23 protein-coding genes and 2 tRNA genes are annotated in these 24,789 nt (G+C 58.9%); 12 read left to right on the forward strand and 13 right to left on the reverse strand.

From position 1 onward, the window contains the following. Both BOO71_RS20645 and glgP read right to left on the reverse strand, forming a co-directional pair. A partial coding sequence (locus BOO71_RS20645; protein ID WP_175607497.1) for an ISAs1 family transposase occupies nt 1-501 on the reverse strand: 501 nt, incomplete at its 3' end. A 240-nt stretch (nt 502-741) separates the two neighbouring features. Further along, nucleotides 742-3,267, reverse strand: a complete 2,526-nt coding sequence (glgP, locus tag BOO71_RS20650) for an alpha-glucan family phosphorylase (RefSeq protein WP_075835588.1) — start codon at nt 3,265-3,267, stop codon at nt 742-744. A gap of 250 nt (nt 3,268-3,517) precedes the next feature. On the opposite strand from glgP, the gene BOO71_RS20655 reads away from it, so the two are divergent. The 4 genes from BOO71_RS20655 to BOO71_RS20670 all read left to right on the forward strand — a co-directional run bounded on the left by BOO71_RS20655 (nt 3,518) and on the right by BOO71_RS20670 (nt 7,774). Continuing rightward, complete coding sequence (locus tag BOO71_RS20655; RefSeq protein ID WP_254843235.1) at nt 3,518-4,012, forward strand: hypothetical protein; 495 nt, start codon at nt 3,518-3,520, stop codon at nt 4,010-4,012. Nucleotides 4,013-4,045: 33 nt separating this feature from the next. Beyond that, nucleotides 4,046-6,784 carry a DNA polymerase I gene (gene polA / locus BOO71_RS20660; RefSeq protein WP_075835590.1) on the forward strand — a complete coding sequence of 913 codons (2,739 nt, stop codon included), beginning with the start codon at nt 4,046-4,048 and terminating at the stop codon, nt 6,782-6,784. A gap of 186 nt (nt 6,785-6,970) precedes the next feature. Beyond that, entirely contained in the window at nt 6,971-7,366 is a 396-nt protein-coding gene (locus BOO71_RS20665; protein WP_075835592.1) for a GlcG/HbpS family heme-binding protein, read from the forward strand. Nucleotides 7,367-7,435: 69 nt separating this feature from the next. Beyond that, on the forward strand, nt 7,436-7,774 hold the full coding sequence (locus BOO71_RS20670) for a hypothetical protein (RefSeq protein WP_075835594.1): 339 nt from the start codon (nt 7,436-7,438) through the stop codon (nt 7,772-7,774). Nucleotides 7,775-7,797: 23 nt separating this feature from the next. On the opposite strand, the gene BOO71_RS20675 is transcribed toward BOO71_RS20670, so the two are convergent. Further along, nucleotides 7,798-9,120 carry an Nramp family divalent metal transporter gene (locus BOO71_RS20675; protein ID WP_139323090.1) on the reverse strand — a complete coding sequence of 441 codons (1,323 nt, stop codon included), beginning with the start codon at nt 9,118-9,120 and terminating at the stop codon, nt 7,798-7,800. Nucleotides 9,121-9,204: 84 nt separating this feature from the next. Next, nucleotides 9,205-9,516, reverse strand: coding sequence for a hypothetical protein (locus BOO71_RS27240; protein ID WP_139323091.1), 312 nt, complete (start codon nt 9,514-9,516; stop codon nt 9,205-9,207). Here BOO71_RS27240 and BOO71_RS20680 point away from each other — a divergent pair. Further along, the gene (locus BOO71_RS20680) at nt 9,509-10,108 is read left to right on the forward strand and encodes an HAD family hydrolase (protein ID WP_075835596.1); all 600 of its coding nucleotides are present in this window, start codon (nt 9,509-9,511) and stop codon (nt 10,106-10,108) included. The two genes, BOO71_RS27240 and BOO71_RS20680, sit on opposite strands and share 8 nt — an antisense overlap. Before the next feature lie 97 nt (nt 10,109-10,205). Here the strand turns inward: BOO71_RS20680 and BOO71_RS20685 are convergent, their stop codons facing one another. The 3 genes from BOO71_RS20685 to BOO71_RS28015 form a co-directional block, all read right to left on the reverse strand. Continuing rightward, nucleotides 10,206-10,535, reverse strand: a complete 330-nt coding sequence (locus BOO71_RS20685; protein WP_075835598.1) for a cyclic-di-AMP receptor — start codon at nt 10,533-10,535, stop codon at nt 10,206-10,208. A 76-nt stretch (nt 10,536-10,611) separates the two neighbouring features. Then, entirely contained in the window at nt 10,612-12,843 is a 2,232-nt protein-coding gene (locus BOO71_RS20690) for an ATP-dependent helicase (protein ID WP_075835600.1), read from the reverse strand. Nucleotides 12,844-13,038: 195 nt separating this feature from the next. Then, a tRNA-Lys gene (locus tag BOO71_RS28015) sits at nt 13,039-13,107 on the reverse strand. Nucleotides 13,108-13,537: 430 nt separating this feature from the next. On the opposite strand from BOO71_RS28015, the gene BOO71_RS20695 reads away from it, so the two are divergent. The 4 genes from BOO71_RS20695 (at nt 13,538) to BOO71_RS20710 (ending at nt 17,564) form a co-directional block, all read left to right on the forward strand. After that, nucleotides 13,538-13,885 (forward strand): hypothetical protein, encoded by a 348-nt coding sequence (locus BOO71_RS20695; protein WP_075835602.1) that lies wholly within the window; start codon nt 13,538-13,540, stop codon nt 13,883-13,885. A 70-nt stretch (nt 13,886-13,955) separates the two neighbouring features. Then, a complete protein-coding gene (locus tag BOO71_RS20700; protein ID WP_075835604.1) occupies nt 13,956-14,144 on the forward strand; it encodes a helix-turn-helix domain-containing protein in 189 nt (62 codons plus the stop codon). Beyond that, entirely contained in the window at nt 14,141-16,585 is a 2,445-nt protein-coding gene (locus BOO71_RS20705) for a phage NrS-1 polymerase family protein (protein ID WP_075835606.1), read from the forward strand. The genes BOO71_RS20700 and BOO71_RS20705 overlap by 4 nt, the downstream gene beginning before the upstream one ends. A gap of 232 nt (nt 16,586-16,817) precedes the next feature. Next, complete coding sequence (locus BOO71_RS20710; RefSeq protein ID WP_075835608.1) at nt 16,818-17,564, forward strand: hypothetical protein; 747 nt, start codon at nt 16,818-16,820, stop codon at nt 17,562-17,564. Nucleotides 17,565-17,637: 73 nt separating this feature from the next. Here the strand turns inward: BOO71_RS20710 and BOO71_RS20715 are convergent, their stop codons facing one another. Further along, nucleotides 17,638-18,045, reverse strand: coding sequence for a hypothetical protein (locus BOO71_RS20715; protein WP_075835610.1), 408 nt, complete (start codon nt 18,043-18,045; stop codon nt 17,638-17,640). Nucleotides 18,046-18,095: 50 nt separating this feature from the next. Beyond that, nucleotides 18,096-18,356: a helix-turn-helix domain-containing protein gene (locus tag BOO71_RS20720; protein WP_075835612.1), complete on the reverse strand. Its 261-nt coding sequence runs from the start codon at nt 18,354-18,356 to the stop codon at nt 18,096-18,098. Nucleotides 18,357-18,459: 103 nt separating this feature from the next. On the opposite strand from BOO71_RS20720, the gene BOO71_RS20725 reads away from it, so the two are divergent. Both BOO71_RS20725 and BOO71_RS27245 read left to right on the forward strand, forming a co-directional pair. Then, nucleotides 18,460-19,236, forward strand: a complete 777-nt coding sequence (locus BOO71_RS20725) for a hypothetical protein (protein WP_075835614.1) — start codon at nt 18,460-18,462, stop codon at nt 19,234-19,236. 97 nt (nt 19,237-19,333) lie between these two features. Then, complete coding sequence (locus tag BOO71_RS27245; RefSeq protein WP_139323092.1) at nt 19,334-20,290, forward strand: site-specific DNA-methyltransferase; 957 nt, start codon at nt 19,334-19,336, stop codon at nt 20,288-20,290. Here BOO71_RS27245 and BOO71_RS27250 read toward each other — a convergent pair. Continuing rightward, nucleotides 20,271-20,978, reverse strand: coding sequence for a restriction endonuclease (locus BOO71_RS27250; protein ID WP_139323093.1), 708 nt, complete (start codon nt 20,976-20,978; stop codon nt 20,271-20,273). The genes BOO71_RS27245 and BOO71_RS27250 overlap by 20 nt on opposite strands. 87 nt (nt 20,979-21,065) lie before the next feature. On the opposite strand from BOO71_RS27250, the gene BOO71_RS20735 reads away from it, so the two are divergent. Next, nucleotides 21,066-22,190 (forward strand): tyrosine-type recombinase/integrase, encoded by a 1,125-nt coding sequence (locus BOO71_RS20735; RefSeq protein WP_075835616.1) that lies wholly within the window; start codon nt 21,066-21,068, stop codon nt 22,188-22,190. Nucleotides 22,191-22,211: 21 nt separating this feature from the next. On the opposite strand, the gene BOO71_RS20740 is transcribed toward BOO71_RS20735, so the two are convergent. The 3 genes from BOO71_RS20740 to ffh all read right to left on the reverse strand — a co-directional run bounded on the left by BOO71_RS20740 (nt 22,212) and on the right by ffh (nt 24,714). After that, nucleotides 22,212-23,030 (reverse strand): DUF4393 domain-containing protein, encoded by an 819-nt coding sequence (locus BOO71_RS20740; RefSeq protein WP_075835618.1) that lies wholly within the window; start codon nt 23,028-23,030, stop codon nt 22,212-22,214. Nucleotides 23,031-23,207: 177 nt separating this feature from the next. After that, nucleotides 23,208-23,283: transfer RNA gene (locus BOO71_RS20745), tRNA-Lys, on the reverse strand. Nucleotides 23,284-23,376: 93 nt separating this feature from the next. Beyond that, the gene (gene ffh, locus BOO71_RS20750) at nt 23,377-24,714 is read right to left on the reverse strand and encodes a signal recognition particle protein (protein WP_075835620.1); all 1,338 of its coding nucleotides are present in this window, start codon (nt 24,712-24,714) and stop codon (nt 23,377-23,379) included. Nucleotides 24,715-24,789: the final 75 nt, after the last annotated feature.

Consider the following 24,789-nt stretch of genomic DNA (forward strand, 5'->3'; position numbering starts at 1 on the left):
GGCCGGAAGAACCGTGATTTCATTGGCCTTGACGGGAACAGTGACCGTTTCAAGGACCAGTTGGAACTGCACACTGTAGACGCTGACCGTATGCAGTGCAGCGAAAGCGTCAGACGCTGTGCCACGCGAAGTTTTCCCGTCAATTGCGAAGACTTCCCGCTCCCCTTCAGGGAGCGTTTGACTGGGAATCTGCTGTATCCATCCACAAAAAACGGCTCGGAACGTGTCAGGAGCAACGATCCCAAAAATACGCTCAAACGTATCCTGGCTGGGAATACCGCCTTGCAGCCTCAGAAAACGGCGCAACCACACTTGTCGGTGAACGGCAAAGGTGTGAATCAAGGCGTAGTTCGTTGCCCCACAAATCACTGCCAGAATGCTGATCACCAGAATGTCGCACAGCAAATGGCGAATCCCCCGTGCCTGACGGGGATCATCAAGGGTGGCAAAGGTGGCGGTCAGCGTGATCAGGTCTGCTTGACGAATAATTTTGGATGACACCCACCACCCTACCCTGACTTTGCGGTAGCCCTGCACTCCAGGCCCGGAACCCGTCCTTCTCCTTCTCGCATCCGCTCAGATTTCATCGTTTTTGCAAACGGTTCAATCGGAGTCCGTATGAACAGAGCAAAAAAAGCCCGCCGAAGCGGGAACAGATGTCTGTGGAGCGGCCTCCCGATGGGCAAAAGACACGGGCCGCGATCTGCACGGCCCGTGTCTTTTGCCCTCAAGAGGTCAGGCTCAGCGCGCCGTGGCCCACTTGATCAGTCCGGCTTCCAGCTCGTTGCTCAGGCCGTCGATCTCGGGAATCATCCGCACGCCCACCGAGTACAGCCCGCTTTCTGCCAGCGGCACGTCGGCGCTGAAGGTGCCGTCGCCCCGGTTTTCCAGCTCGAAGCGCGTCAGGTGTCCGGCGCGGCTCAACACCGCTTCCACGCGCAGTTCGTCCAGCGAGATGCCTGCCGGGTTGACGCTGGCGCTGATTGGCGCGGTCTGGCCGGGGTGACAGGTGGCGGGCAACTCGGCGTGGGCGGACAGACTGGTGTACGGCCATTGCTGGCGCACCCAGGTTTTCCACCCGGCAATTGCGTGGGCCTGCGCGCTGCCGTTGGCCGCCACTTCCTGTCCACGCGTGCCCAGCGGCAGGTAGAACTTCTGCACGTAATCAATGACCTGCCGCTGCATAGAAAAGCGCGGGCTGACCGTTTCAATGGAGCGGCGCACCGAGTAGGCCCACGAGTCCTCACCCGTGGCCCCCCCGTAATAGCGCGGCACGATGTTGTCTTCCAGCGTCTGATACAGGCTGTAGGCGTCGGCGTCGTCCTGCACGTTCAGGTCCGCGTATTCGCGTTCCTCGCCAATCGGCCAGCCGTTGGTGCCGTCGTAGCCCTCGCGCCACCAGCCGTCCAGCACGCTGAAATTGGGGCTGCCGTTGAAGCTGGCCTTCATGCCGCTGGTCCCCGAAGCCTCCAGTGGGCGGCGCGGGTTGTTCAGCCAGATGTCCACGCCCTGCACCAGATGGCGGGCCACGTTCATGTCGTAGTTTTCCAGAATGACGATCTTGCCCCGGAACTCTGGCTCCTGCGACATCCTGTAGATTTCCTGGATGAACGCCTTGCCAGGGTTGTCGGCGGGGTGCGCCTTGCCCGCGAAGACGAACTGCACCGGGCGCTGGGGGTCATTGACAATTCTGCTCAGGCGTTCGCGGTCCCGGAACAGCAGTGTGGCGCGCTTGTAGGTGGCAAAACGCCGCGCGAAGCCGATGGTCAGGGCCTGGGCGTCCATCAGCGTGTCGGTGGCGGCGACATCGGCGGCCCCCGCCCCGTTGCGGAGCATCTGCTCGCGCATACGGACGCGGATAAAGGCGATCATCTCGCGCTTGGTCTCCAGTTGCACGTTGCTCAGTTGCGCGTCGCTGAGCTGATCCACCGCCTTCCACATCTCCTCGTCTTCCAGCCGCTCGGTCCAGTCGGCGGGCAGCACCGTGGACAGCAGATCGCGCATGGCCTGAGAGGTAAAGGTCAGGTTGTGCGCGCCGTTGGTGACGTGTCCAATCGGGACTTCCTCCGCCTCCGCACCGGGGTACAGGAACTTCCACATGTCGCGGCTGACCTCGCCGTGCAACTCCGAGACGCCGTTGGCCGCGCGGCTCATCCGCAGCGCAAACACGGTCATGGAGAAGGCCGGGACCGTCTGGCCGTCCCAGTTCTGATCGTGGCGGGCCAGCTCGTACAGCTCCTCGCGCGTGGTGGACAGCAGCGCGGGCCAGTCGGCCAGATAGCGGTCCATCAGGTCATAGGCGAAGGCGTCGTTCCCGGCAGCCACCGGGGTATGCGTGGTGAAGAGGGTGGAGCTGGCGACGGTTTCCAGCGCGGTGCGGAAGTCCAGCCCGCCCTCCACGCATTCGCGGATGCGTTCCAGGCCCAGCAGGGCGGCGTGGCCCTCGTTCATGTGGTAGACGGCGGCGGGAACATCCAATGCGCGCAATGCCCGGATGCCCGCCACGCCCAGCAGCACGTACTGCTGCACGCGCAGTTCCTGATTGCCGCCGTACAGGCGGGCCGTCAGCTTGCGGTCTTCCTCGTTGTTCTCCGGCACGTTGGTGTCCAGCAGCAGCACCCGGATGCGCCCGATGATCAGGTTCCAGATGCGCACCTGAATCTCGCGGTTTCCGATACGCACCGACACCCGCGCCTCCTGACCGTCCGGCGTGCGGGCCGGGGTAATGGGCAGGGTGGTCAGGTCCATCTCGTCGTAGGCCTCGTTCTGCCAGCCGTCCTTGTCGAACAGTTGCCGGAAGTAGCCCTGGTGGAACAGCATGCCCACGGCGGTAAACGGCAGCCCCAGATCGGAAGCACTCTTGCAGTGGTCCCCCGCCAGCACGCCCAGGCCGCCGCTGTAGATGGGCAGCGACTCGTGAAAGCCGTACTCCATGCTGAAATAGGCCACCGGCTGCATATTCGGGGCGTTCTTGCTGGCCCAGGTCTTTTTCAGGTTCATGTAGGCGTCGAAATCGGCCATGACCGCCTTGTAACGGGCCTGGTAGCCCTTGTCGGCGGCCATCTCGTCCAGCCGGGCCTGCGGCACTTCCAGCAGCGTCCGCACCGGGTTCTGTCCGAAGTTTTCCCAGACCTGCGGATCGAGTTCGCTGTACAACGCCTGCGCGTGCGGGGTCCAGGACCAGTACAGGTTGTAGGCCAGCTCCGAGAGCCGCGCGATGGAAGGCGGCAACTGGGGCAGCACCGTGACTTTGCCAATGACGTTCATATGGGCTAGAGCTTATCCCACAGACCCATCTGGAGACCGCGCTGTGGACGCTGAAAATAGGGGTTGTCCAGACAGATGCCGGGAGGCTGTCGGTGGTGTTCCCATCTCATTTTTTCCAGATACGGACGCCCACAGTGAAGCGGGCAAACATCACTCTGGAGGTGGTCGATCTCACGGGGCCGGGCAGCGCAGCCCCCAGTTCTGACGCTCTGCCCCGACGCTGTACGTCCTGTGGCGCTAACCTCTGGCCGTGACTGGACCGAACGCGGAGCTGGACCCCGAGACCCAGGCCCTGATGGACGAGGGTGACCGTCTGGCCCGCCATCTGGCGCAGACACTGGACGCCACGCTGCACGATCAGCCGCGTCTGGTGTTCCTGGGCCGTAGCCTCGCGCTGAATCTGGTGCGCGCCTTTCTGCCCACCGTGGAACACGTCACCGTGCGGGCTGGAACGCCGCTGCATGCGGTCCTCGATCTGGATGAACGTGGGCGGGCGGTGGTCCAGACGGTCACAGCGGATGGAGAGTTGAACGCCGTTCTCCCCGTGGACGACTTGCTGCGCGATCTGCTGTTCGTGCGTGGGGTGCTGAATCCAGTGGTGCGCGGCCACCTGCAAGACGGCGTGATCGGAGACGAACACCACGCCACGCGCGCCCTGGTGGCCTGCCTGAAAAGCCGCCCGGTGCTGGACGCGATGGGCCGGCAGATTCAGGTCTGGATGGGCAAGAAATCACTGCGCCGCTGACCCACCCATTACGCCCAGAGTAGAATTGCCCGTATGACCTCTCCCGCCACCGACAAACCGGCTCCAGACACCCTGGTGTTGATCGACGGCCACGCGCTGGCGTTCCGCTCGTATTTTGCGCTGCCGCCGCTGAGCAATGCCCAGGGCGAGGCCACCAACGCCATCGTCGGTTTTCTGCGCCTGACCCTGCGCCTCGCCCGGCAGCGCTCGAATCAGATCATCGTGCTGTTCGATCCGCCCGTGAAGACCTTCCGGCACGAGCAGTTCGACGGCTACAAGTCGGGCCGTGCCGAGATGCCTGCCGACCTGCCCGGTCAGATCAACCGCATCCGTGAAATCGTCGATGCCATCGGCTTTCCGCGTCTGGAGGAACCCGGCTACGAGGCCGACGACGTGATCGCCTCCCTGACCCGCAAGGCCGAGGGCAACGGGATGCAGGTCCGCATCGTGACCAGTGACCGCGACGCCTATCAACTGCTGGATGACCATGTGCGCGTCATCACCAACGATTTCCGTCTGATCGGCCCCGCTGAGGTGCTGGAAAAATACGGCGTGACCGTGCGCCAGTGGGTGGATTACCGTGCCATGACCGGCGACGCCAGCGACAACATCCCCGGCGCGAAGGGCATTGGCCCCAAGACCGCGTCCAAGCTGCTTCAGGATTACGGCACGCTGGAGAAGATTTTCGAGGCGGCCCACGCCGGAACGCTGGAGCCGAAGGGAACGCGCGAGAAGCTGCTGGCCTCCGAGGAAAACGTGCAATTCAGCCACCAGATGTCGTGCATGGTCACCGATCTGCCGCTGGACGTGGAGTTTGGCACGGGCCGCCTGCCGGGCAACCCCGCACGCATTGCGGAATTGATCGAGGAACTGGGCCTGCATGCCATCGGGCGCGATATCGCCGGGCTGGACGGTGCGGAGGAAGTGGTTCCCGACGTGGACGAGGCAGCCGAACCCATTGCCGACTTCGAGCCGCCCAGAGTCGAAGCGTGGCGCACCCCGAAGGAAGGCGCAATCTGGGGCTATGTCCTGTCGCGCGAGGACGACCTGACAGCGGCGCTCACCGGGGCCGCCACCTTCGAGCCGACAAAAGATGGAGCTGGCATTACCCGTGAAGCTCCGGTCAACGAGCCGGAAGAGTGGAAGAAGGCCGAGGCTGGGACGCCCGCGCCGAGGCTCTTTGATTCCGATGAGCCGCTGACCAAGAAAGAGCAGAAGGCGGCTGAGAAGGCGGTCAAGGACGCCGAGAAGGCTGCCGCCAAGTTGCACGCCCAGTTTCCTGCCACCGTGGACGATGCCGAATTCTTGGGCCAGCGGCAGGTGAATGCGGCGGGAGCCAAGGCCCTGGCCGCCCACCTGAGCGTGCGCGGAACGACGGTGGAGCCGGGAGACGATCCGCTCCTGATGGCCTACCTGCTGGACCCCGCCAACATGAACATGGCGCTGGTGGCCAAGCGCTACCTGAACATGGCCTGGCCGGACGACGCTGCCGGACGCGCGGCCATTTCCGCCCGCCTGCTGACCGACCTGCGCCCCCAACTGGACGAGGCCCGCATCAAGCTGTACGAGAACATGGAAAAGCCCCTCGCCGCTGTCCTGACCCGCATGGAAGTGCGCGGCGTGCGCCTGGATTCCGACTATCTGCGCGGGCTGGCCGCCTCCACCGCCGCCCGGTTGGGGACGCTGGAGGCCGAGATTTTTACGCATGCTGGCCGCGAGTTCTCCATCCGCAGTCCGCAGCAGCTTGAAACCGTGCTGTACGACGAGTTGGGCCTCGCCAGCGGCAAGAAGACCAAACTGACGGGCAAGCGCAGCACGGCGATCAGCGCCCTAGAACCCCTGCGCGACGAGCATCCGGTCATCCCCCTGCTGCTGGAATACCGCGAGCTGGACAAGTTGCGCGGCACGTATCTGGAACCGCTGCCCAACCTTGTCAACCCGCTCACCAACCGCCTGCACACCACCTTCGCGCAGACGGCAGTGGCAACCGGACGGCTGAGCAGTCTGAATCCCAACCTCCAGAACATCCCGATTCGCTCGGAAGTGGGCCGCGAGATTCGCAAGGGCTTCATTGCCGACAGGGGCTTTTGCCTGATTGCCGCCGATTACTCGCAGATCGAGTTGCGGCTGCTGGCGCATATCTCCGGCGATCCCTTGATGCAGCAGGCGTTTCAGGAAGGGGCGGACATCCACCGCCGCACCGCCGCGCAGGTGCTGGGGCTGGAGGAGGGCGGCATTACCCCCGATCAGCGCCGCGCCGCCAAGACCGTCAACTTCGGCGTGCTGTACGGCATGAGCGCCCACCGCCTGTCGGGCGATCTGCACATTCCCTACGCGGAGGCGGCCTCGTTTATCGAGATCTACTTCAGCACCTATCCCGGTATCCGCAAATACATCGACGAGACGCTGGAATTTGGCCGCACGCATGGTTACGTGGAAACCATGTATGGCCGCCGCCGCTACGTGCCCGAACTGACCGCCACCAACCGCAACGTGCGCGAGGCCGGGGAGCGGCTGGCCTACAACATGCCCATTCAGGGCACGGCGTCGGACATCATCAAGCTGGCGATGGTCAAGCTGGATAAAGAACTGGACGCTCTGGGCGCAAGATTGCTCCTTCAAGTTCACGATGAACTGCTGATCGAGGCCCCCGAAGACCGCTCTGATGAGGTGGCAGCCATTACCCGCCAGATCATGGAGGGCGCGGCCAGTCTGAGCGTGCCGCTGGCGGTGGAGGCCGGGGTGGGGCCAAACTGGTACGACGCGAAGTGAGGGGGCTGAAGGTCTGAAGGCCAGGGGGAAGCTGTGAACGTCGTCCTGGCGCGGTCTGAACAGCCGTAGTTGCACCGTTGCGAGGGGACAGACCTTAAGTGGTTCTGGTTCTCCTCCCATGCTGGGCTTACTGGCGGGTCCTAGGGTGGGCAGGTTGTCTATTTTCGTTCCCCCAAGGAGACCACCATGTTGAAACTTGCAGATGCCCGCCAGCTCATTGCCGCCGCCGAAGCCAAAGCCGCCGAGATCGGCCAGCCCATGAACATCGCCGTCGTGGACGCGGGCGGCAACCTGATCGCCCACGTTCGGATGGACGGCGCGTGGATCGGCAGCATTGACATCTCCATCAACAAGGCGTTCACGTCCCGCGCCTTTGACATCACCACCAGGGACCTGGGTAGCAACAGCCAGCCAGGGCAGCAGTTTTTTGGCATCCACGCATCCAACGGGGGCCGCATCATGGTCTTCGCGGGCGGTATTCCCCTGCGCCAGAATGGTGAAGTGGTGGGGGCCATCGGCGTCAGCGGCGGCTCCGGCGAACAGGATCACGCGGTGGCCGAGGCGGGCGCAGCCGCGCTGTAAGCCTCTCCGCACAACCCAGACTGAACCTCGCCCGCCTCTTCTCCGTACTCCAGAGAAGAGGCGGGCGACATGTTGCAAACCATTCTGGACTGGATTTCGATGACCACTGTGACCCTCAGCGAGCAGTACGGCGTCAATCCGGTCATCTTCGGGGCGCTGTACTTCGGCACCATGCCGCTGTTTGCGCTGTCGGTGGCATGGTGGATTCGCAGTTTCCGGCGCGGTGAGTCCACCCTTCTCCCGGCTGCCATGACGGGCGTGCTGTTCATCGCCGCTTACCTGTACGTACTGGTGGCCGGGCGCAATCTGCCTGCGTGGGTCTACCTTTTCATGGCCGCCATGCTTATCCTTGGCGGGATTTCCACCTGGATGCAACTGAAGAAGGGCCGGGCGTCAGCACAAACCTGACTCCGGCCCTTCCTTTTGCGGTTCTACCCTCCGAAGAAAGTCTGGATCAGGAGGAAGGCGTTCAGGCCGATGATCAGCGCGGTGATGCCCCAGCCCAGCCACTTCCAGAAGGGCGTGATGACAAACTCGCCCATCTTGGTCTTGTCGCCACTGAACATCATCAGCGGCACCACGGCGAAGGACAGTTGCAGCGACAGCACCACCTGCGACAGAATCAGCAGTTGCCCGGTGCCCTTTTCGCCGTAAATCAGCACGACGATCACGGTGGGAATGATGGCGATCAGGCGCGTAAGCAGCCGCCGCTTCCAGGGCTTGAGCTTGATATTGACGAAGCCTTCCATCACGATCTGCCCGGTCAGCGTGCCAGTCAGGGTGCTGTTCTGCCCGGAGGCCAGCAGCGCCACGGCAAACAGGACGCTGGCGGCGGTGGCTCCCAGCAGCGGCGAGAGCAGTTTGTAGGCGTCCTGAATCTCGGCGATGTCGGTGCGCCCGGCCACGTTGAAGGCGGCGGCGGCCAGGATCAGGATCGAGGCGTTGATGAAAAAGGCGAAGGTCAGCGCCAGCGTGGAATCAATGGTGGCGAACTTGATGGCCTCGCGCTTGCCTTCCTGGGTGCGGGCGTAACCGCGCGTATTCACGATGGCCGAGTGCAGGTACAGGTTGTGCGGCATGACGGTTGCGCCCAGGATGCCGATCCCGATGTACAGCACGGCGGGGTCCAAGAGCTTTTTACTGGGCACCAGACCGCCCAGCATCGGGGCCAGTTCCGGCCTGGAGAAGATCATCTCGAACAGGAAGGCCACGGCGATGGTGGCGATCAGGGTGATCACCAGCGCCTCCACGTACCGGAAGCCCTTGTTTTGCAGCAGCAGAATCAGCAGCACGTCCACCACCGTCAGGCACACGCCGATAATCAGCGGCAACCCGAACAGCAGATTCAGCGCGATGGCGGTCCCGATGACTTCCGCCAGATCGGTGGCGATGATGGCGATTTCGGCAGAGATCCACAGGGCAATGGCGGCGGGTTTGCTGAAGTGATCGCGGCACGCCTGCGCCAGATCGCGCCCGGTGGCGATGCCCAGCCGGGCAGACAGGGCTTGCAGGTAAATGGCCATCAGGCTGGAGATCAGGACCATGCTCAGCAGCGTGTAGCCGTAGGCGCTTCCCCCCGCGATGGACGTGGCCCAGTTGCCGGGGTCCATGTAGCCCACGGCGACCAGCGCTCCCGGTCCCAGAAAGGACAGAAAGCGCTTCCACGGGGGCTTGGTGTAATCCACCTGAATGCGTGTGACGTCGCTCAGCGACTCGCCCAGGCTTTCCTTGCGCCAGCCGTCTTTTGCCGTCATGGACGCAAGCCGAGGAAGAGCATCACCACGGATGCGCAGGAGGTGGAGGCGGTGTTGCGGCAAGCGGGCGGCGATGTGGCGGCGTTAAAAAGCATGGCGTACTTTAGGCTTACCTAAAGAAAATTGCAAGCGCTTCCGATCCCTGATTTTGTTGTGTCTGGATTGATACTGCTCTATCAAGTCCGAGGTTGAGAAGCGGGCGTTATTTCGCTCAGCAGTATTGACATCGTCCTGACCATTTCCGTCTGAAAAGCGGACGTCGGACGGGCAGTCATTGTCCCAGCACTCAGGGCATTTGTGACTGGCACGGCTCCGAGCGAGAATGGAAATACCAAGAAGCCGTTTTTCCTGATACTGCCATTCGGACAAATGCTCTAGGCTGAAGTCCATGACCATCAAAGCAGTGTTCTGGGATATCGGCGGCGTTCTCCTGACCAACGGCTGGGACCGTGAGCAGCGGGCAGATGTGCTGGGGCGCTTTGGTCTGGACCCTGCGGAGTTCACCGAGCGCCACAAACTGGCCGCGCCAGAGCTGGAGCTGGGCCGCATGACGCTGGCCGAGTACCTGGAGCAGACCCTCTTTTACACCCCGCGCGACTTTTCCCCCGAAGAATTCCGCGCCGCGATGGAGGCCGAGAGCCAGCCACATGCCGACGCCCTGGCTGTGGCTGGAGACCTGTCCGGGCGCTGGCGCATGTACTCGCTGAACAACGAGGGCCATGACCTGAACGATCACCGCATCCAGACCTTTGGCCTGCACGAGTTTCTGCTGGGCTTTTTTACCTCGTGTTATCTGGGCGTCATGAAGCCCAATCCCAGGATTTACCGTCTGGCCCTTCAACTCGCCAACGTGCGCCCGGAGGAAGCTGTCATGATCGATGACCGCTCCCAGAACGCCGAGGCTGCCCGCTCGGTGGGCATGAGCGCCGTGCATTACAAAGGCGCCGCGCAGCTCCGGGAGGAACTGGCGGCGCTGGGGGTGAAGTGATCGGGGTGTGGGTTGTGGGCTGTAGGAACATTGCGGGGAGGCTCAATCTCAAATCTTCTCCCACAACCCACAGCCTGTAGCCCACAACCGGCGAAGCCTACACCTTCACGAACTCCTGCACGCCCATCACGAACATCACGGCCCCGCCCACCGGCACTTCCACCGGATCGCTGACCAGACCCTCGTTCTGCTCGCCCATCGGGACGCTGGGGGCCACCAACCGGCTGCGGGTGCGGCAGGTCTGGCGCACGAAGCGCTTCAAGTCGTCCATGCGCGCGTCGTCCACGCCGATCATCAGGGTGGTATTGCCCTCGCGCAGAAAGCCGCCGGTGCTGGCGAGTTTGGTGACCTCGAAGGCATTTTCCGAGAGGATGCGCACCAGCGCCGTGGCGTCTGCATCCTGAATGACCGCGAGAACGAGTTTCATAACGGTCAGGATAGCAAATGAGCTGTGAGCGGGCGGTCAGGGCCAGCTCTCGGCATTTTGCGGGGGAGACGCAGCTTCACAGCGCGCTGAGGTTGGCGAACTTCACCAGCAGCTTCTTGGTTCCCACCGTGGGGAAATGCACCGTCACTTCCTGCTTGTCGCCCATTCCGGCCACGGCCAGCACCTGCCCCTCACCGAACTTGGGATGCCTGACCTTCTCGCCGCCCCGGTACGCCATGCCTGCCGTCATCGGGCTGGTGTTCTTGACTGAGCTGGGGGTGACAGGCACGGTGGGGCGGTACTGTTTCCACGTCTTGGCACGGTATTCCACCACCTGGCCGTAGGGGTCCACGGTATCGAAGCCCCCCTCGATTTCCTCCAGAAAGCGGCTGTCCTCGGCGGCGTTGGTCTTGCCGTACTGCATGCGGTTCTGCGCGGCGGTCAGGAACAGCCGTTCCATCGCGCGGGTGATGCCCACGTAGAACAGCCGCCGTTCCTCCTCGATGCCACCAGCCTCGGTCAGCGCCCCCTTGCTGGGCAGCAGCCCTTCCTCGGTGCCGACGATGAACACCACCGGAAATTCCAGGCCCTTTGCATTGTGCAGGGTCATCAGCGTCACGGCGTCCTCCGGCACGTCCTTGTTCTCGGTCTTGGAGCGCATGTCGTCTACGCTGGAGAGCAGGGCGGCCTCGTCCAGAAAGTCGCCGATGGTGCCGTCATTGTCGCCGGACCATTCCTCGGCGGCATTGATCAGCTCGTCCAGGTTCTCCATGCGGACCTGCCCCTCTTGACCTTCCTGGCGCAGCAGATCCAGATACCCACTGGTCTCGATCACGAAGCGCAGGAAGGCGGCGGGTTCGTAGTTCTCGGCGGCGTCGCTCATGGCGGCCATCAATTTGGCGAACTCCACGGGTTTCTGCGCGCCACGGTCTAGAATCTGGTCTGCCTCGGCCCGCGCGCAGGCCGTCAGGAGAGAGGTGTTGTTGATGCGTGCCCAGTCCATCAACCGTGCCAGCGCCGTGTCCCCGATGCCGCGCCGGGGCCGCCCGATGATGCGGCGCAGGGCCACGTCGTCCGATGGATTCAGTGACAGGCGCGCATAGGCCAGGATGTCGCGGATCTCGCGGCGGTCATAGAAACCCACGCCCCCTACGATCTTCGCCGGAATCTGCACGCGCCGCAGCGACTCTTCCATCACGCGGGACTGGGCGTTGGTGCGGTACAGAATGGCCATGTCGGCGAACTTGCGGCCCTCGGTGTTGTGCAGGCGGGTCAGCCACTCGGCCACGAAATCGCCCTCGGCCCGGTGATCGGTGGCGCGGTGGAACATGACCGCGTGGCCGTTTTCCTTGACCGCCCGCAACGTTTTGTCCATGCGTTCGGTGTTGTTCTCGATCAGTTTGTTGGCCAGATTCAGCACGCTGGCGCTGGAGCGGTAGTTGTGTTCCAGAACATAAACTTTTGCATCCGAATAGTCTTTCTGGAAATCGAGGATGTTTTGAATGTCCGCGCCTCTGAATTTATAGATCGACTGGTCTGGATCGCCCACGACAAGTAAGTTTTTATCTCTGCTTGCCAGTAACCGTGTCAACTCATACTGCGATTTGTTCGTATCCTGATACTCGTCCACATGGATAAACTTGGCGCGGCTCTGAACGGCATTCAATACGCCCGGCACTTCATGAAACAGCCTCACGGTTTCGGTAATCAGGTCTCCGAAATCGATGGCGTTCTGGCCCTTCTTGCGGCTTTCATATATTCGGTACGCTTCGGCGGCGGCTTCGCGTGGCAGACCGCTGATGTATGGATCGCCGCTTCTCGCCAGGTCTGCGGGCGTCAGGAGGTTGCTCTTGGCCCGGTCCACGATGCCGCGCAGCACGCGGGGGCTGGTGTCCGGGCCGATGCCGGGAATGCTGCCCATCACTTCCTTGAAGATGTCCAGTTGATCGTCGTCGTCGTAGATCACGAAGCCGCGCCGGAGTCCGATATGTTCGCCGTACTGGCGCAGAATCCGCACGCCTGCGCTGTGAAAGGTGCTCATCCACAGTTTATTTGCCCCTGGCATCAGGTGGGCTGCCCGCTCGCGCATCTCGGCGGCGGCCTTGTTGGTAAAGGTCACGGCCAGAATCTCGCCGGGGTCCACGCCGTAATGGGTGATCAGGCGGGCAATGCGGTAGATCAGCGTGCGCGTCTTGCCGCTGCCTGCCCCGGCAATGACCAGGGCCGGACCCTCAAAATGGTCGGCGGCCTGCGCCTGGGTCTCGTTGAGCTGGCTGAGTAAATCGTTCTGGTCCGGCGCGGAAGTCACCGCAGGAGTCTATCAGGGTTGATTCTGCTGGGGGCGTAATGGCGCGGGACTGGTCTTGTTCGAGTTGCTCGACACGGCTTCCGGCGGGCCACCGAAAACTTTTGCTGTGGTGAAAACGTGGTGGCCAGGACCCAGTCAGCCTAGGCGAACGGCAGAGACAAATGGAAAATTCCCCGCACTAAGCGAGGAACATGGTGGTGGATCGCCTCGGACTTGAACCGAGAACCCGCTGATTAAAAGTCAGTGTATAAAACAAACTGATTTGAAAAGCACTCTATGAATACTATCCAGCACAACACCGTTCCACACGAGGTAAATCTAACCATCCGGTGAAGCTCACCCGCCGTCACTGGGTTACACATCGGGTTCACCATCTGGGCCAATGCCTCCAATAGTGGCCTGGACATAATCAGCGAATCATCTGCGTTCTGGTCTACGGGGTTGCGGCAACATCTTCAGCTTACGTTCAGCCAATTTTTCACGTCGAGCATGGGATTTTTCTGGCTTGAGAACGCAAAGAACGCAAACTTTTTAGCAACCTCGGCAATCGCCTTCAGATTTTCAGCAGCAAAAATTTCGTCGTGCTGGGCAGCATTTTTCGGTATTTTGAGCGCGAATTTTCAAAGTCGAGTTAGGATGAGGTCATCCAGTGCATCCAGGGGCAACCCACGGCACTCAGGAAGAGGAGACAGGTATGTTCGGCAGCAGAGAATTCAACATCATTCTGGAGGTACGCGGCGACGAGTTGGTCGCTGTCGAAACCCTCCTGGATGTTGAAGTGAATGTCTGCGCCAGTGCTGCCGTCTGCTTCCAGCACGCTAGTACCCGCAAAAACCTGCGCCACTTGCGCCGGGCTGTCCGTGCCTTCCGACAACGGGTCAAGGCTCCACAGGTTGCGGCTGTCCTGCTCGAACTAGAGACGCAGCTTGAAGAAAAGCTGAGTGCCTTTGTCCCCCAATGGCTGGCCGCTCAAAAAGTCTTGCCAAAAATCAGACCCCTGGACTGCCGCCCGCAGATCCTCCTGAACGCTCCTAACGCTTGAAGTGACAGCCTAGCGCCCTAAAACGGCGCTGTGACTTTCCCTTCCAGTTAAGATTAAGGAGCGTATCAACGTGTCTACGCCTAGTTTCTACAGCATCAACAGCGCCGCCCAATACATCGGCGTCCACCCCAACACCATTCGGAAGCTCATTCGCAACGGCGAACTGAAAGCGATTCAGCCGATGGGAACCATTTACCGCGTGCCGCGTTGGGAACTTGAACGCTGGGTGAACGAGCAGCTTGGGCAGGTGAAGAAATGAGTTCCGCTGACCTGACCGCCAGCGGAACCCCACCCACCACCACTGTACCCAGCGAGTCGAACGGTGTACACAGCAACAAAATTGACTTCCTCAACAACGTTCCATCACCCCTCCAAGATCGCTCTCAGTGGGTGGGTGTCAGACTCTGGCAGGAAGACGGCAAGCCAAAAGCCACCAAGGTTCCCAAGTGCCTCAAGGACGGTCAAATTCAGAACGCCAAGGTGACGGACCCCTCCACCTGGATGCCCTTTCAAGCGGCGCAGCAGTTGGTGTCCACAGGTCAACTGGACGGCGCAGGATTTGTCATGCAGCAGGACGACGGCCTCGTCATCATCGACTTAGACAAGTGCCTAGACCCGGCGACAGAAGAATTGGAGGACTGGGCCAAGACCTTGATCGCCAAATTCCCCACCTACACGGAGATCAGTCAGAGCGGGACAGGTTTGCACCTCGTGATGTGGGGCAAGAAGCCTGCCAAGGGCGTTAAGACTGCCGAAGTTGAAATTTACAGCGACAAGCGATTTATCTGGATGACCGGGAACGTCTTCCCAGGAACCACCACCAAAGTCGCGGACTGTCAAGCGGCGCTGGATGAATTGCTGGCCTCCCTCCAGCCAGCAGACACCGCCGCTGATCCTGCCGACTTGACGACTTGCCGCCCCACCCAATTCAGCGACGAGCAAGTGCTGGCACGGATGAAAAAAGCTCGAAACGGCAAGAAGCTGCTTAACCTGTATGAAACAGGACACTGGGAGGCGGCGGGCTACAAAAGTCAGAGTGAGGCTGATCTAGCACTCTGCGGCGGCTTGTATTTCTGGGCTGAGGGAGACATCAACGCGGTTGACCACATCTTCCGCCAGAGCAAACTCATGCGTTCAAAGTGGGATGAGCAGCACGGCGCGGACACCTACGGCGTGATGAATCTCAAGAAATGCGTAGGCGGCCAGGTTCATGCGCCCAGCGTCAAGGAAAAAAGTGCCATCGGCATCATGCTCGACTTGATCAACGACTCCGAGTGCGAAGTCTTCAAAGGGGCCAACGGCGAGGGGTATCTCAGCGCAGAGGTGGATGGGCGTCAAGTGACCTATGCGCTTGAGCAAGGCGGCGCGAAGAAACTTCTACAACGCCTCTTTTTTGAAAGTGAAGGTAAGCCCATCAAGGGCAAGGACTTGCAGGAAGTGCTGCACCTGCTCGCAGCCAAAGCGGAGTTCGGCACGGCCCACTACCCCGTTGGTCTGCGCGTGATGCGGCATGAAGGCAAGATTTTCATCGCTCTGGGCAACGAACAATGGCAGGTCATCGAAGTGAATCAGGAGGGGTGGCAAGTTAAAGAGGCGGCAGATGTTCCTGTTCGCTTTTACCGCTCTCCAGCCATGCTGCCACTTCCCCTGCCCGCGCCTACCGACGAAGGTGACATCGGGCAGTTGGCTGCCTTCATTCACGTCGATGAACAGGAGTTACGCAACGTCACGGCGTTCTGCCTGTCTGTCCTGAGCGGCATCCACCCCTACCCCATTCTGGTCATCAAGGGCGAACACGGCACAGCCAAGAGCACCACCACACGGATGATCCGGGCCATCACTGACCCTGCCAAAGCTGGACTCCGCACCCTGTTCCGGCAGGAAGAAGACCTTTACATTTATGGTCAGAATGCCCACCTGCTGGCCTTCGACAACATCTCTTTTTTGACGGCAGATCAGTCGGACGCCTTCTGCCGCATGTCCACCGGCTCAGGATTCGGACGGCGCAAGCTGTACACCAACAGCGACGAGCAGCACTTCGAGATGGCCCGTCCCATTATCCTTAACGGCATTCCAGAAGTAACCGACCGGGCGGACCTGGCAGACCGGGTGCTGCGGGTAGAACTCAAGCCTTTCCAAGAGAGTGACCGGATTGACGAACACACCCTCTGGGAAGGGTTCAATGCTGCCTCTGGGGTCATCCTGTCCGGCCTGCTCAACGCCCTGAGTGCCGCCCTGAAGAACTGGGACACCACCACGCTTGAGCGTAAGCCGCGCCTTCTGGACTTCGCACGGCTGGTCACGGCAGCAGAAGCGGCGCTGCCCTGGGAGCAGGGAGAATTCCTAGCCTCCTACATGAACCAGCGCCACGATCTGATTCTGTCCACGCTGGATGATGATGTCTTCGCGCAGGAACTCATTCGGATGGTCAAGCACTGCCAGGGGCGCGAGGTCAGCCACACCGCCACCGATTTCCGCAACCTGATCATCCACCAGTTGCAGTTTATTCCCTACAAATGCCCCATGAACGGGCGGGGGTTCAGCCAGTACCTCAACCGCCACAAGCCAGCCTTCCGCGCCGCCGGAGTTGAAATCATCAGTCGGCTTGTTGGGAGCGGGAGTGACCGCCGGAAAATTGTCGCCACATGGATTGGCCCCATCGAGAAGAAGGAATCTTCTCTCACTCGACTCGCTATCTAGGAAATTTGCGTTCTTTGCGTTATGGACAGCTTCTTCTGATTGGAGAGCTGTTCATTCGCATGGGAAACGGACTTGCGTTATTCAAATCGCAAATCAAAATGTATGAACACAAATAGGGAAACTTGGTAGGGCTAACGAAGACAGAACGCAAGCGGGGGAACTTCAGATTTAGAGGCTGTTCAATCTTTATTGATGTTTTGAACGAAAGAACGCAAATTCAAAGGAGAAACTGATGAACATGAACGCCACGACGAAGCAGAAAAGCGCCGGGACGCTCAGGACGCGGCTCAACGGTCTCAAGCACGGCGTTAGCGCCCGCTTTCTCACCGAGAACGAGCAGGAAGCCTACCAAGAGCATCTGGCACAGCTTCAGGCCGATTTACAGCCCGTCGGCTATCTGGAAGGCAAGCTCGTGGAGGGCATCGCCTACACGCTCTGGCGGCGCGAGAAGCTGTACCACTGGCAAGAAGTCACCACCCAGAGTCAGGCGCGTCAAGCGCTTGAGGCGGCGGCTTACCCGGACTCCGCCGAGATCATGATGACCGAGCTGTTGATGGCGCAAGGACAGGCGGCGCTCAGTCTCCCTGCGGCCCTGCTCCGTCTGGCCGCCGCCGCCGAAGACGCAGGCTTGTTCAAACCTGCTCCGGCAGGGGTGGCCGATCATCTGGACACGCTGAGAGGCGCGGCGGAACACTTGCACTGCTTGACGCCACCTGCCGACAAGACTGCCGCAAACCTTCGAGGGGCGCGAGCTGATCTCGTGCGCTGGCTTGACCGGGTAGATGGACTGCTCGCAGAACAACAGGCCGTGAAGTCCATTCCCAACGAACACACGCTGGGGCTGGTCATGCGTTACGAGGGCAGCCTGGACCGAGCCTTAATGCGAAACCTGGCTCAACTTCGAGCGTTACAGGCTCAGCAGTTGGGCAAGAAGATCGCCGATATGGACGAGGAGGAAGACGACCACGAACCAGCCTGAACCCTCACCATCGCCGCCAGAACGCGCGGGAGAACCCACCGAAGGCAGAACTCTGGCCTAGGTGGGTTCCGTCTTACAGGGCGACAGGTTGGGGAGGATTGACGTGTGGTGAAGGTACGTCGCGGCAGAAGACACCGAGCGGTTCGATGATCAGGCCGACGATGTTCAAGTCTTCGTATTGACGGGCTATCTGTTCGAGGTCATGGGTGAGACGCTCCCCACCTTCAGTAGGAGTGAATGTGCCGAGCCAAGGAGTCCAGAGACAGGTGTAGGGCCAGCCGCTTTTCTTCAAGCTGACATGCTGCCGAGCGAAAGCGTCATTGTCCCCTTGAGTACGAACCACGGCGTGCCACATGTACTTTCTGTCTGGCTGCAACTCCTGAACGGAGTTAAAGGCATAGCCCATATCGGCCATGAGGTCCAGAATCTCTCCGCCGTCTTGATGAGCTTCTGAATCTATCCAGGGAATCGTATCGGTCATAAGTCAGTTTAGCTCAAAACATATTCTCTTTCACTATTTGGCTTCCGGCATCAATCTGATGGGGCATTGTCGAAGGTCAGCAGCTCTCCTACAGTCATGCCGAAGACGTGGGCGATGCGGACGAGCGTGGTGTACCGCACGTCAATTTTAGCCTTCTCAATTTTGTTGGGATAGGCGCGGTTCATCCCAGCGAGATGGGCGAACGTGTCTTGGCTCCACCTCCGCTCCTCGCGCAATTGCTTGATGCGCTGGCCTAACTTTTCGAGCCGCTCTTGGCGTTGTGAGTCATCGAGCGGGCCAGAAGCGGTCATCCCTTGAGCGTGTGCTTTTCGCGCTCGGTGGTGTCGTCTGATAGGGCGTCGTCATATATGGCGATATACAGTGCCTCAGCAGCGTGCTGCACGGAGGTTCTTTATGTTTGGAAGCATTGTCATCATCGCTGGTCTTGTGCTCGGAATTCTGGCACTCATCGGGTTAGTCCGGGGCGTCACGCCTCTCCTCAAGCTCAGGGGACGCCCTCTTGCTGGCGGTCTCTTGCTGGGTAGCATTGTGGTTATGGGGTTGGGAGGCCAACTCCTGCCCAACAGCGATGTGACACTGACATTCACGCCCGCAGCCGCACAGGTGGAACTGAACGGAGAGGTTTACACGCAGTCGCCTGTGAAGGTCAAGCTCACCGACTCCAGCTACACCGTGAAGGCCAGTGCAGACGGCTACCATGCTCAGTCGGTAGATTGGGATACTGGCAAGCAGAAGGCTTTGCGTGTTGACTTGAAGAAATTTACGGCGGCTGAACTTGCCGCCCAGCGAGCAGTAGAGGCACGCAAGGCGAAAGAAGCAGCAGCGGCACAAGCACGGAGAGATGAAGAGGCCGCAGCCAGACGAGCGACAGCACAAGCGGCAGCCGAGGCCAGAGCCGCTCAAGCCGCCCGCGCAGACAAAGAGCTGGACGTGGGGACGTTCGTGGTCATGTGCCAGGATGCTGTCAAGGACAAACTCAAAGCACCGTCAACGGCTCAATTCGCCAGTTCAGCGACAAAAATCGGCAGTGTCCAGTCCAACGAAAACGGGAACAAGTCCTGGGCAGGCTGGGTGGATAGCCAGAACAGCTTCGGAGCGATGCTCAGGACAAACTTTGTCTGCTCCTACAAGCTAGAAAGCCAGAGGCTTGAGGCCATTCTTTTGGAATGACATCCACAGTGAGGCAGACAACCTCGGCGGCTCTCAGGGCCGCTTTTTTATCGGCTGGACCTGTACGCCGTTCATCCACCCGCTATACAGTGCGGTAATGGCTGACAGCACCCAACAAACTTTATTTGCCGTCCCTGACAGTATTGAGCCGCAGAAGCGGAAACGAGGCAGACCGCGCAAGGATTCAGTTATCCCTCAACCGCCCGAAGTGCCAGAGCCGATTGAGACTGCTCCAGTTGTCAAGCGCACACAGGGAGGCGGGGCAACGAGCGACGTTGTTGTCTCAGCCAGCGTCGGGCTGAATTCAGAACTGTTCAAAGACATACTTGATTTGCATGTGCCTAGAGGATCGCTTGTCGCTGACGTGACTTACGGCAAAGGCGTTTTCTGGAAGCTGATTGAGAAGGACTCGTACCAGCTTCGCTTTTCTGACCTCGACGCTAAGACTGACCACGATATAAATCATGATGTGCCAGTAAATACAGGTGTGGATGCGAGAAACTTGCCATTTGAAGCTGCCAGCCTCGACTGTCTAGTGTTTGACCCGCCTTATCAAGAAGGTTTACTGCGAAAGAATACGGATCATCTAGGTAGCTCTGGCACGCACCTTGCATTCCGCCATCATTACTCAAATGGCAAAGCACAGCCGCTTATAGGGGCTTCTATAGCAACTTGGCAGTTAAGAGCTAATTTAGAACGACATCCAGTTATTCTGAGTGACGATTCAAAATGGCATGACACGGTTCTAGCTCTATATGTGAAGGGTGGTCTAGAAGGTTGGCGCGTATTGCGCCAAGATGGATTATTTATCGTTAAATGCCAAGACGAGGTGAGCGCAAATAAGCAAAGACTCACACATGTTGAAATTATTACAGCTTACGAGTCTATGGGATTCTATTGCAAAGATTTATTCATATTAGTGCGCAATAACAAGCCGGGCGTCTCCAGTCTAAAAGATCAAAGACACGCTCGCAAGAATCATTCATATTTTTTAGTGTTCAAAAAAGTTCGCAAACAGCAAGTCGCTAATGGAGTTATTCTTCAACCGCAGTAATAACATCGCCGCCTGCTTCTATAATCATCGACTCTTGAGGAATTTCGCCTTTAGCCCGGCGAGATTTTCTTTCGTTAACTAGCTCATCTAAAAGTTCGAAAAGATCTTCCGTAAAATTACTATCCGCTTCAAGTGGATATTGAACAGATACAGTAGAAGAGATTAGGTGTTCGTTATATTCCGTCTTGTAAGAAGAACTGCGAGGCAGATCGGCATTTCTGCTGTATAAAAATCTCCATTTTTTCTCAAATGCGAAGCAGTTAACTGAGAGTATGTCGAACTCACCCACGCGTAGCAAAGTCGTTTCCAACATCTCTCCATCGGGCATCTCTATTTTTCGTCTGTCACTAGCATCAACCTGAGCCTTACCTGTATGACTTATAACTTCCCCGTCGCTATTTTTAATCAATTTTACAGTTTTTGTTTGAAGTGACTTGCTTTCAATTGTGAACTCTTCATCTTTATAAATAAATCTTCTATCGCCTTTCTTCTTTCTGTCATGATCATCATCTTTTTGTGACGCTGTAATTAAAGAATTGCCCTCAATAACGTGACGCAGCTTGATCTCCGCGACGTATCCGAAAACCATTCCGCGCAAACTAGGATTCTCTTCTAAGGCTTCACCGAGTTCTTCATAAGTGACGCCCCAATCTTCGAGCATATTCGCTTTCTTCGGTGTGCTGGACATTGTTTGCAAGGATAGCATGTTCAATTTGGTTGATCCAATAGATGGGTGCTGTGTACTTGAGTCAGTGGGCTTGATACTGTTGCCCCTATGGGAACAACAGGAGTCTACAAGAACAACATAGGGTTCCGCTGGCATTTGACCTACGAGGGATGCCGATACAACGGCACCGCTCCCACAGCGAAAGAGGCCGAACTGGCCCGCGCTCAGAAGTTGGCCGAACTCAGTCGCGGGTTGGTTGCTCAGCCCACGCAGATCACCTTTGGCGAGCAACTGGAGACGTGGCTGCAAGACAAGGACCGATCAAGGGCCAAGCGCACCAGCCTCGGCTACCGCTACAGTGCCACCAAGTACATCAGCGACAGATTCAAGGCCCTCAAGCTCAAGGACCTCCGCCCCAGCCATGTCCGACAGCTCTACGTCGATTTGCAAGATCGAGGCGTGACCGAAGCCCATACCCTCCGCCTCACCCACGCGGTAGTGCATGGCGTACTGGAAATGGCGTTCAAAGACGAGTTGATGGTCCGTAACCCAGCGCGGGGTCAGAAACCACAGGTGACGAGCAAGGACACCGAGAACGATGACCTTCACGTCTTCAGCCCCTCTGAAGCAGCCCGCTTCGCCGCCGCTTGTGATGTCCACAGTTGGGGCATGGTTTTCAAGTTCATGTTGCTGACGGGTGTACGCCGAGGCGAAGCATGTGGCTTGGCATGGACCAACGTATTTCTAGATGCCAAATTGCCCTATGTCCGTATTGAGCAAGCACTGCACTGCGCGGGCAAGGAAAAGCTGCTGACGCGCCCCAAGACGAAGACCAGCCGCCGTACCCTCTATCTCTCGCCCGACGCTGTGGAGGTGCTTCTGGAAGCCAAGCGCAGGCAGTCCGAGATTCGTCAGCGGCTCGGTGATAAGTCCTTCCAGAATGACTTCGTTTTTACCAGCTCCAAGAATGCCGACTCGCTCGGGCCGGACAATCTGAAGAACCACATGAACTCGATCTGCAAGGCGGCGGACGTGCCTCGCATCCGAATCCATGATCTTCGGCACACGTTCGCCTCGCTGTCGCTCAGAGTGGGTGTCCGGGTTGAAGTGCTGTCGCGCCAGTTGGGTCACGCCTCACCGATGATGACGCTGAACGTGTACCGCCACATCTACCACGAGGAGATGCAGCAGAACGCCATTCCAGCGTCGGTGCTGTTCGGACAAGTTGAGTAAGCTTTGGAAACATTCGCTGATTCACATGCAAGCTAATTGCAGAGCACTTCCGAAAGACGTTAGATTAGCAATGCCTGGCTGATAATGAGCGGGAATGCTTTTGCCTTGAGCATCATAGTCTGCCGAAATGCGCGAGGGATTATATCGAGCGTCTGTAATTTCAGCATTAGCAGTTTGAATTAAGGTTACTATCGGTAAGTAGTCGTCGTCTTTAGCCATCCATTTATCATACGTGACTTTTATCAAACCTAATCTCATAAGATTTTCGATTGATATTTCAACTTCTTTGACACTACCTTCTACATTCATCAAGTCTGTGATGTGCAATTGGCTATCGAACTCTGTATTATCAATCCTATAGAGGAGCTTTACCAAAGGAATAAAATTACGAGTTTTAGAAGTAAAGCTGTGCATTACTCGAGCATCTAATGGAGACATTTGCTTCACTATCTCAACAAATGACAAATGAACCGAACTAACTTTATCGATATTAGCAGCAGATGCCAATAAATTAGCATACATTTCTCGAATGTCTACGTGCTGAGCTGTGTATGTTGAAGCTTCCAGAGCTGGTACTAATATGGCAGGGTCAACTGGAATGCGTTTTTCTTCTGGAATTGCTTCAAGCTTCGGCTCTAAAGTTTCTTGCAAGAGATTTAAGTTTGCTCTGGCAATGACTCCCTGTGCTTGCCAACCATGCATGTAATAGCTAGCCAGACCGCCCACGCCCTTGCCAACTTCTTGGATCGTAGGTTTGAGCAAGTCATCGTAAACTGGCCCGACGAGCTTATCGATCAAGGCTGACACCGGATTGTTAGGCGTGCTGTTGTCTTCAGGCATAACTCAGAATAGCGGGAATTTCAGGCAGATCGGTACTGCTACGACGCTACTTGTGACAGTCCGAGACGCACCCCTCACTCTGCCCATTACACTCGGATTACACATTTTGATCAGAAATTCGCTCGTTTCACCGCGAGACAGAAAGAAAGAAACGCAGTGCTGGACTGCGTTTCCGTGTGGTGGATCGCCTCGGACTTGAACCGAGAACCCGCTGATTAAAAGTCAGCTGCTCTACCGATTGAGCTAACGATCCAAATGCTGCGCCCACGCATGGCGTTTTTGCAGCGGGGATGAGTATACGGAGGGCGGCCCTGGGTGTCAATGTCAAGCCGCCCTTCCACTGAGCCTAACGCCGCGCGCTCGGCGGCAGGTTGGGCATTTTGGGCATCTTGCCCCCTGGTCCCTTGCCGCTCATGCCCCCCAGCATCTTCATCATGCCCTTCATCTGCTCGTGCATCTTGAGCAGCTTGTTGATGTCCTGCACGCTGTGGCCGCTGCCTGCCGCGATGCGCTTGCGCCGCCGTCCGTCGATCACCTTGGGGTTGCGCCGTTCCTTGAGGGTCATGCTGGAAATCATGGCGTCGATGCGCTGAATCTGCTTCTCGTCCACGTTGAAGCCCTCGGGTAGCGCGCGGCTCATGCCGGGAATCAGCTTCAGGAGGTCTCCCAGCGGCCCCATCTTGCGAATCTGGCGAAGCTGCGTGAGCAGGTCTTCGAGGTCAAAGTCGCCGGGCTTCTTGACCTCCATCGCCTTGATGTCGGCCATCTCGGCGCGTTCGATCAGCCCCAGCACGTCGCCCATGCCCAGGATGCGCCCGGCCACGCGGTCCGGGTGAAAGGCGTCCAGGCCAGAAATCTTCTCGCTGGTTCCGGCGAAATAGATCGGTTTGCCCGTCACGCTGCGCGCCGAGAGGGCCGCCCCACCGCGCGCGTCGCCGTCCATCTTGGTGATGATCAGGCCCGAGACCTGCACCCGCTCGTCAAAGGTCTGCGCCACGTTCAGCGCCTCCTGCCCGGTCATGGCGTCCACCACCAGCAGGGTTTCGCTGGGCTGCATGGCGGTTTGCAGGTCCGCCAGTTGGTCCATCAGCGTCTCGTCGATCTGCAATCGTCCCGCCGTGTCCACGATGACCAGATCGCGAAAATCGGTTTTGAGGTGTTCGTCCACGCGGCGGCGGGTCTCGGCGGGGGTTTCGCCGTCGGCCACCTTCAACACGGGCACGCCCACCTGATTGGCCAGCACTTCCAACTGGTCACGCGCGGCGGGGCGCTGGGTGTCGGCGGCCACCAGCAGCACGCGGCGGCCCTTGTTCTTGTAGTGCAGGGCCAGTTTGCCGGTGCTGGTGGTCTTGCCCGCCCCCTGGAGACCCACCATGAACCACACGTTGCCCTCGGTCTTCAGCTCCGGCTGAATGGATTTGCCGCCCAGCGTTTCGATCAATTCGTCGTGGACCAGCTTCACCACGGTCTGCCCGGAGTTGAGGCTGCCCGAGACCTCCTGGCCCACCGCCTTCTCGGAGACTTTGGCCACGAATTCCTTGGCGACGCCAAAATTCACGTCGGCTTCCAGCAGCGCCATCCGAATCTCGCGCATGGCGGCTTTGACCTGCGACTCGGTGAGCTGGCGCTCCTTGCCCACGCGGTCCAGGATGTCCTGCAACTTGTTGCCCAGCGACTCAAACATAGGGGCAAATTACCACGCCGGGGCGGGCGGTTTCAGTGAGGGCAAAGGGAGATCTTGTTGCGCTGCTTTGTGGGG

The organism is Deinococcus marmoris, assembly GCF_001949125.1.
In the GTDB taxonomy this organism is placed as follows: Bacteria; Deinococcota; Deinococci; order Deinococcales; family Deinococcaceae; genus Deinococcus; species Deinococcus marmoris_A.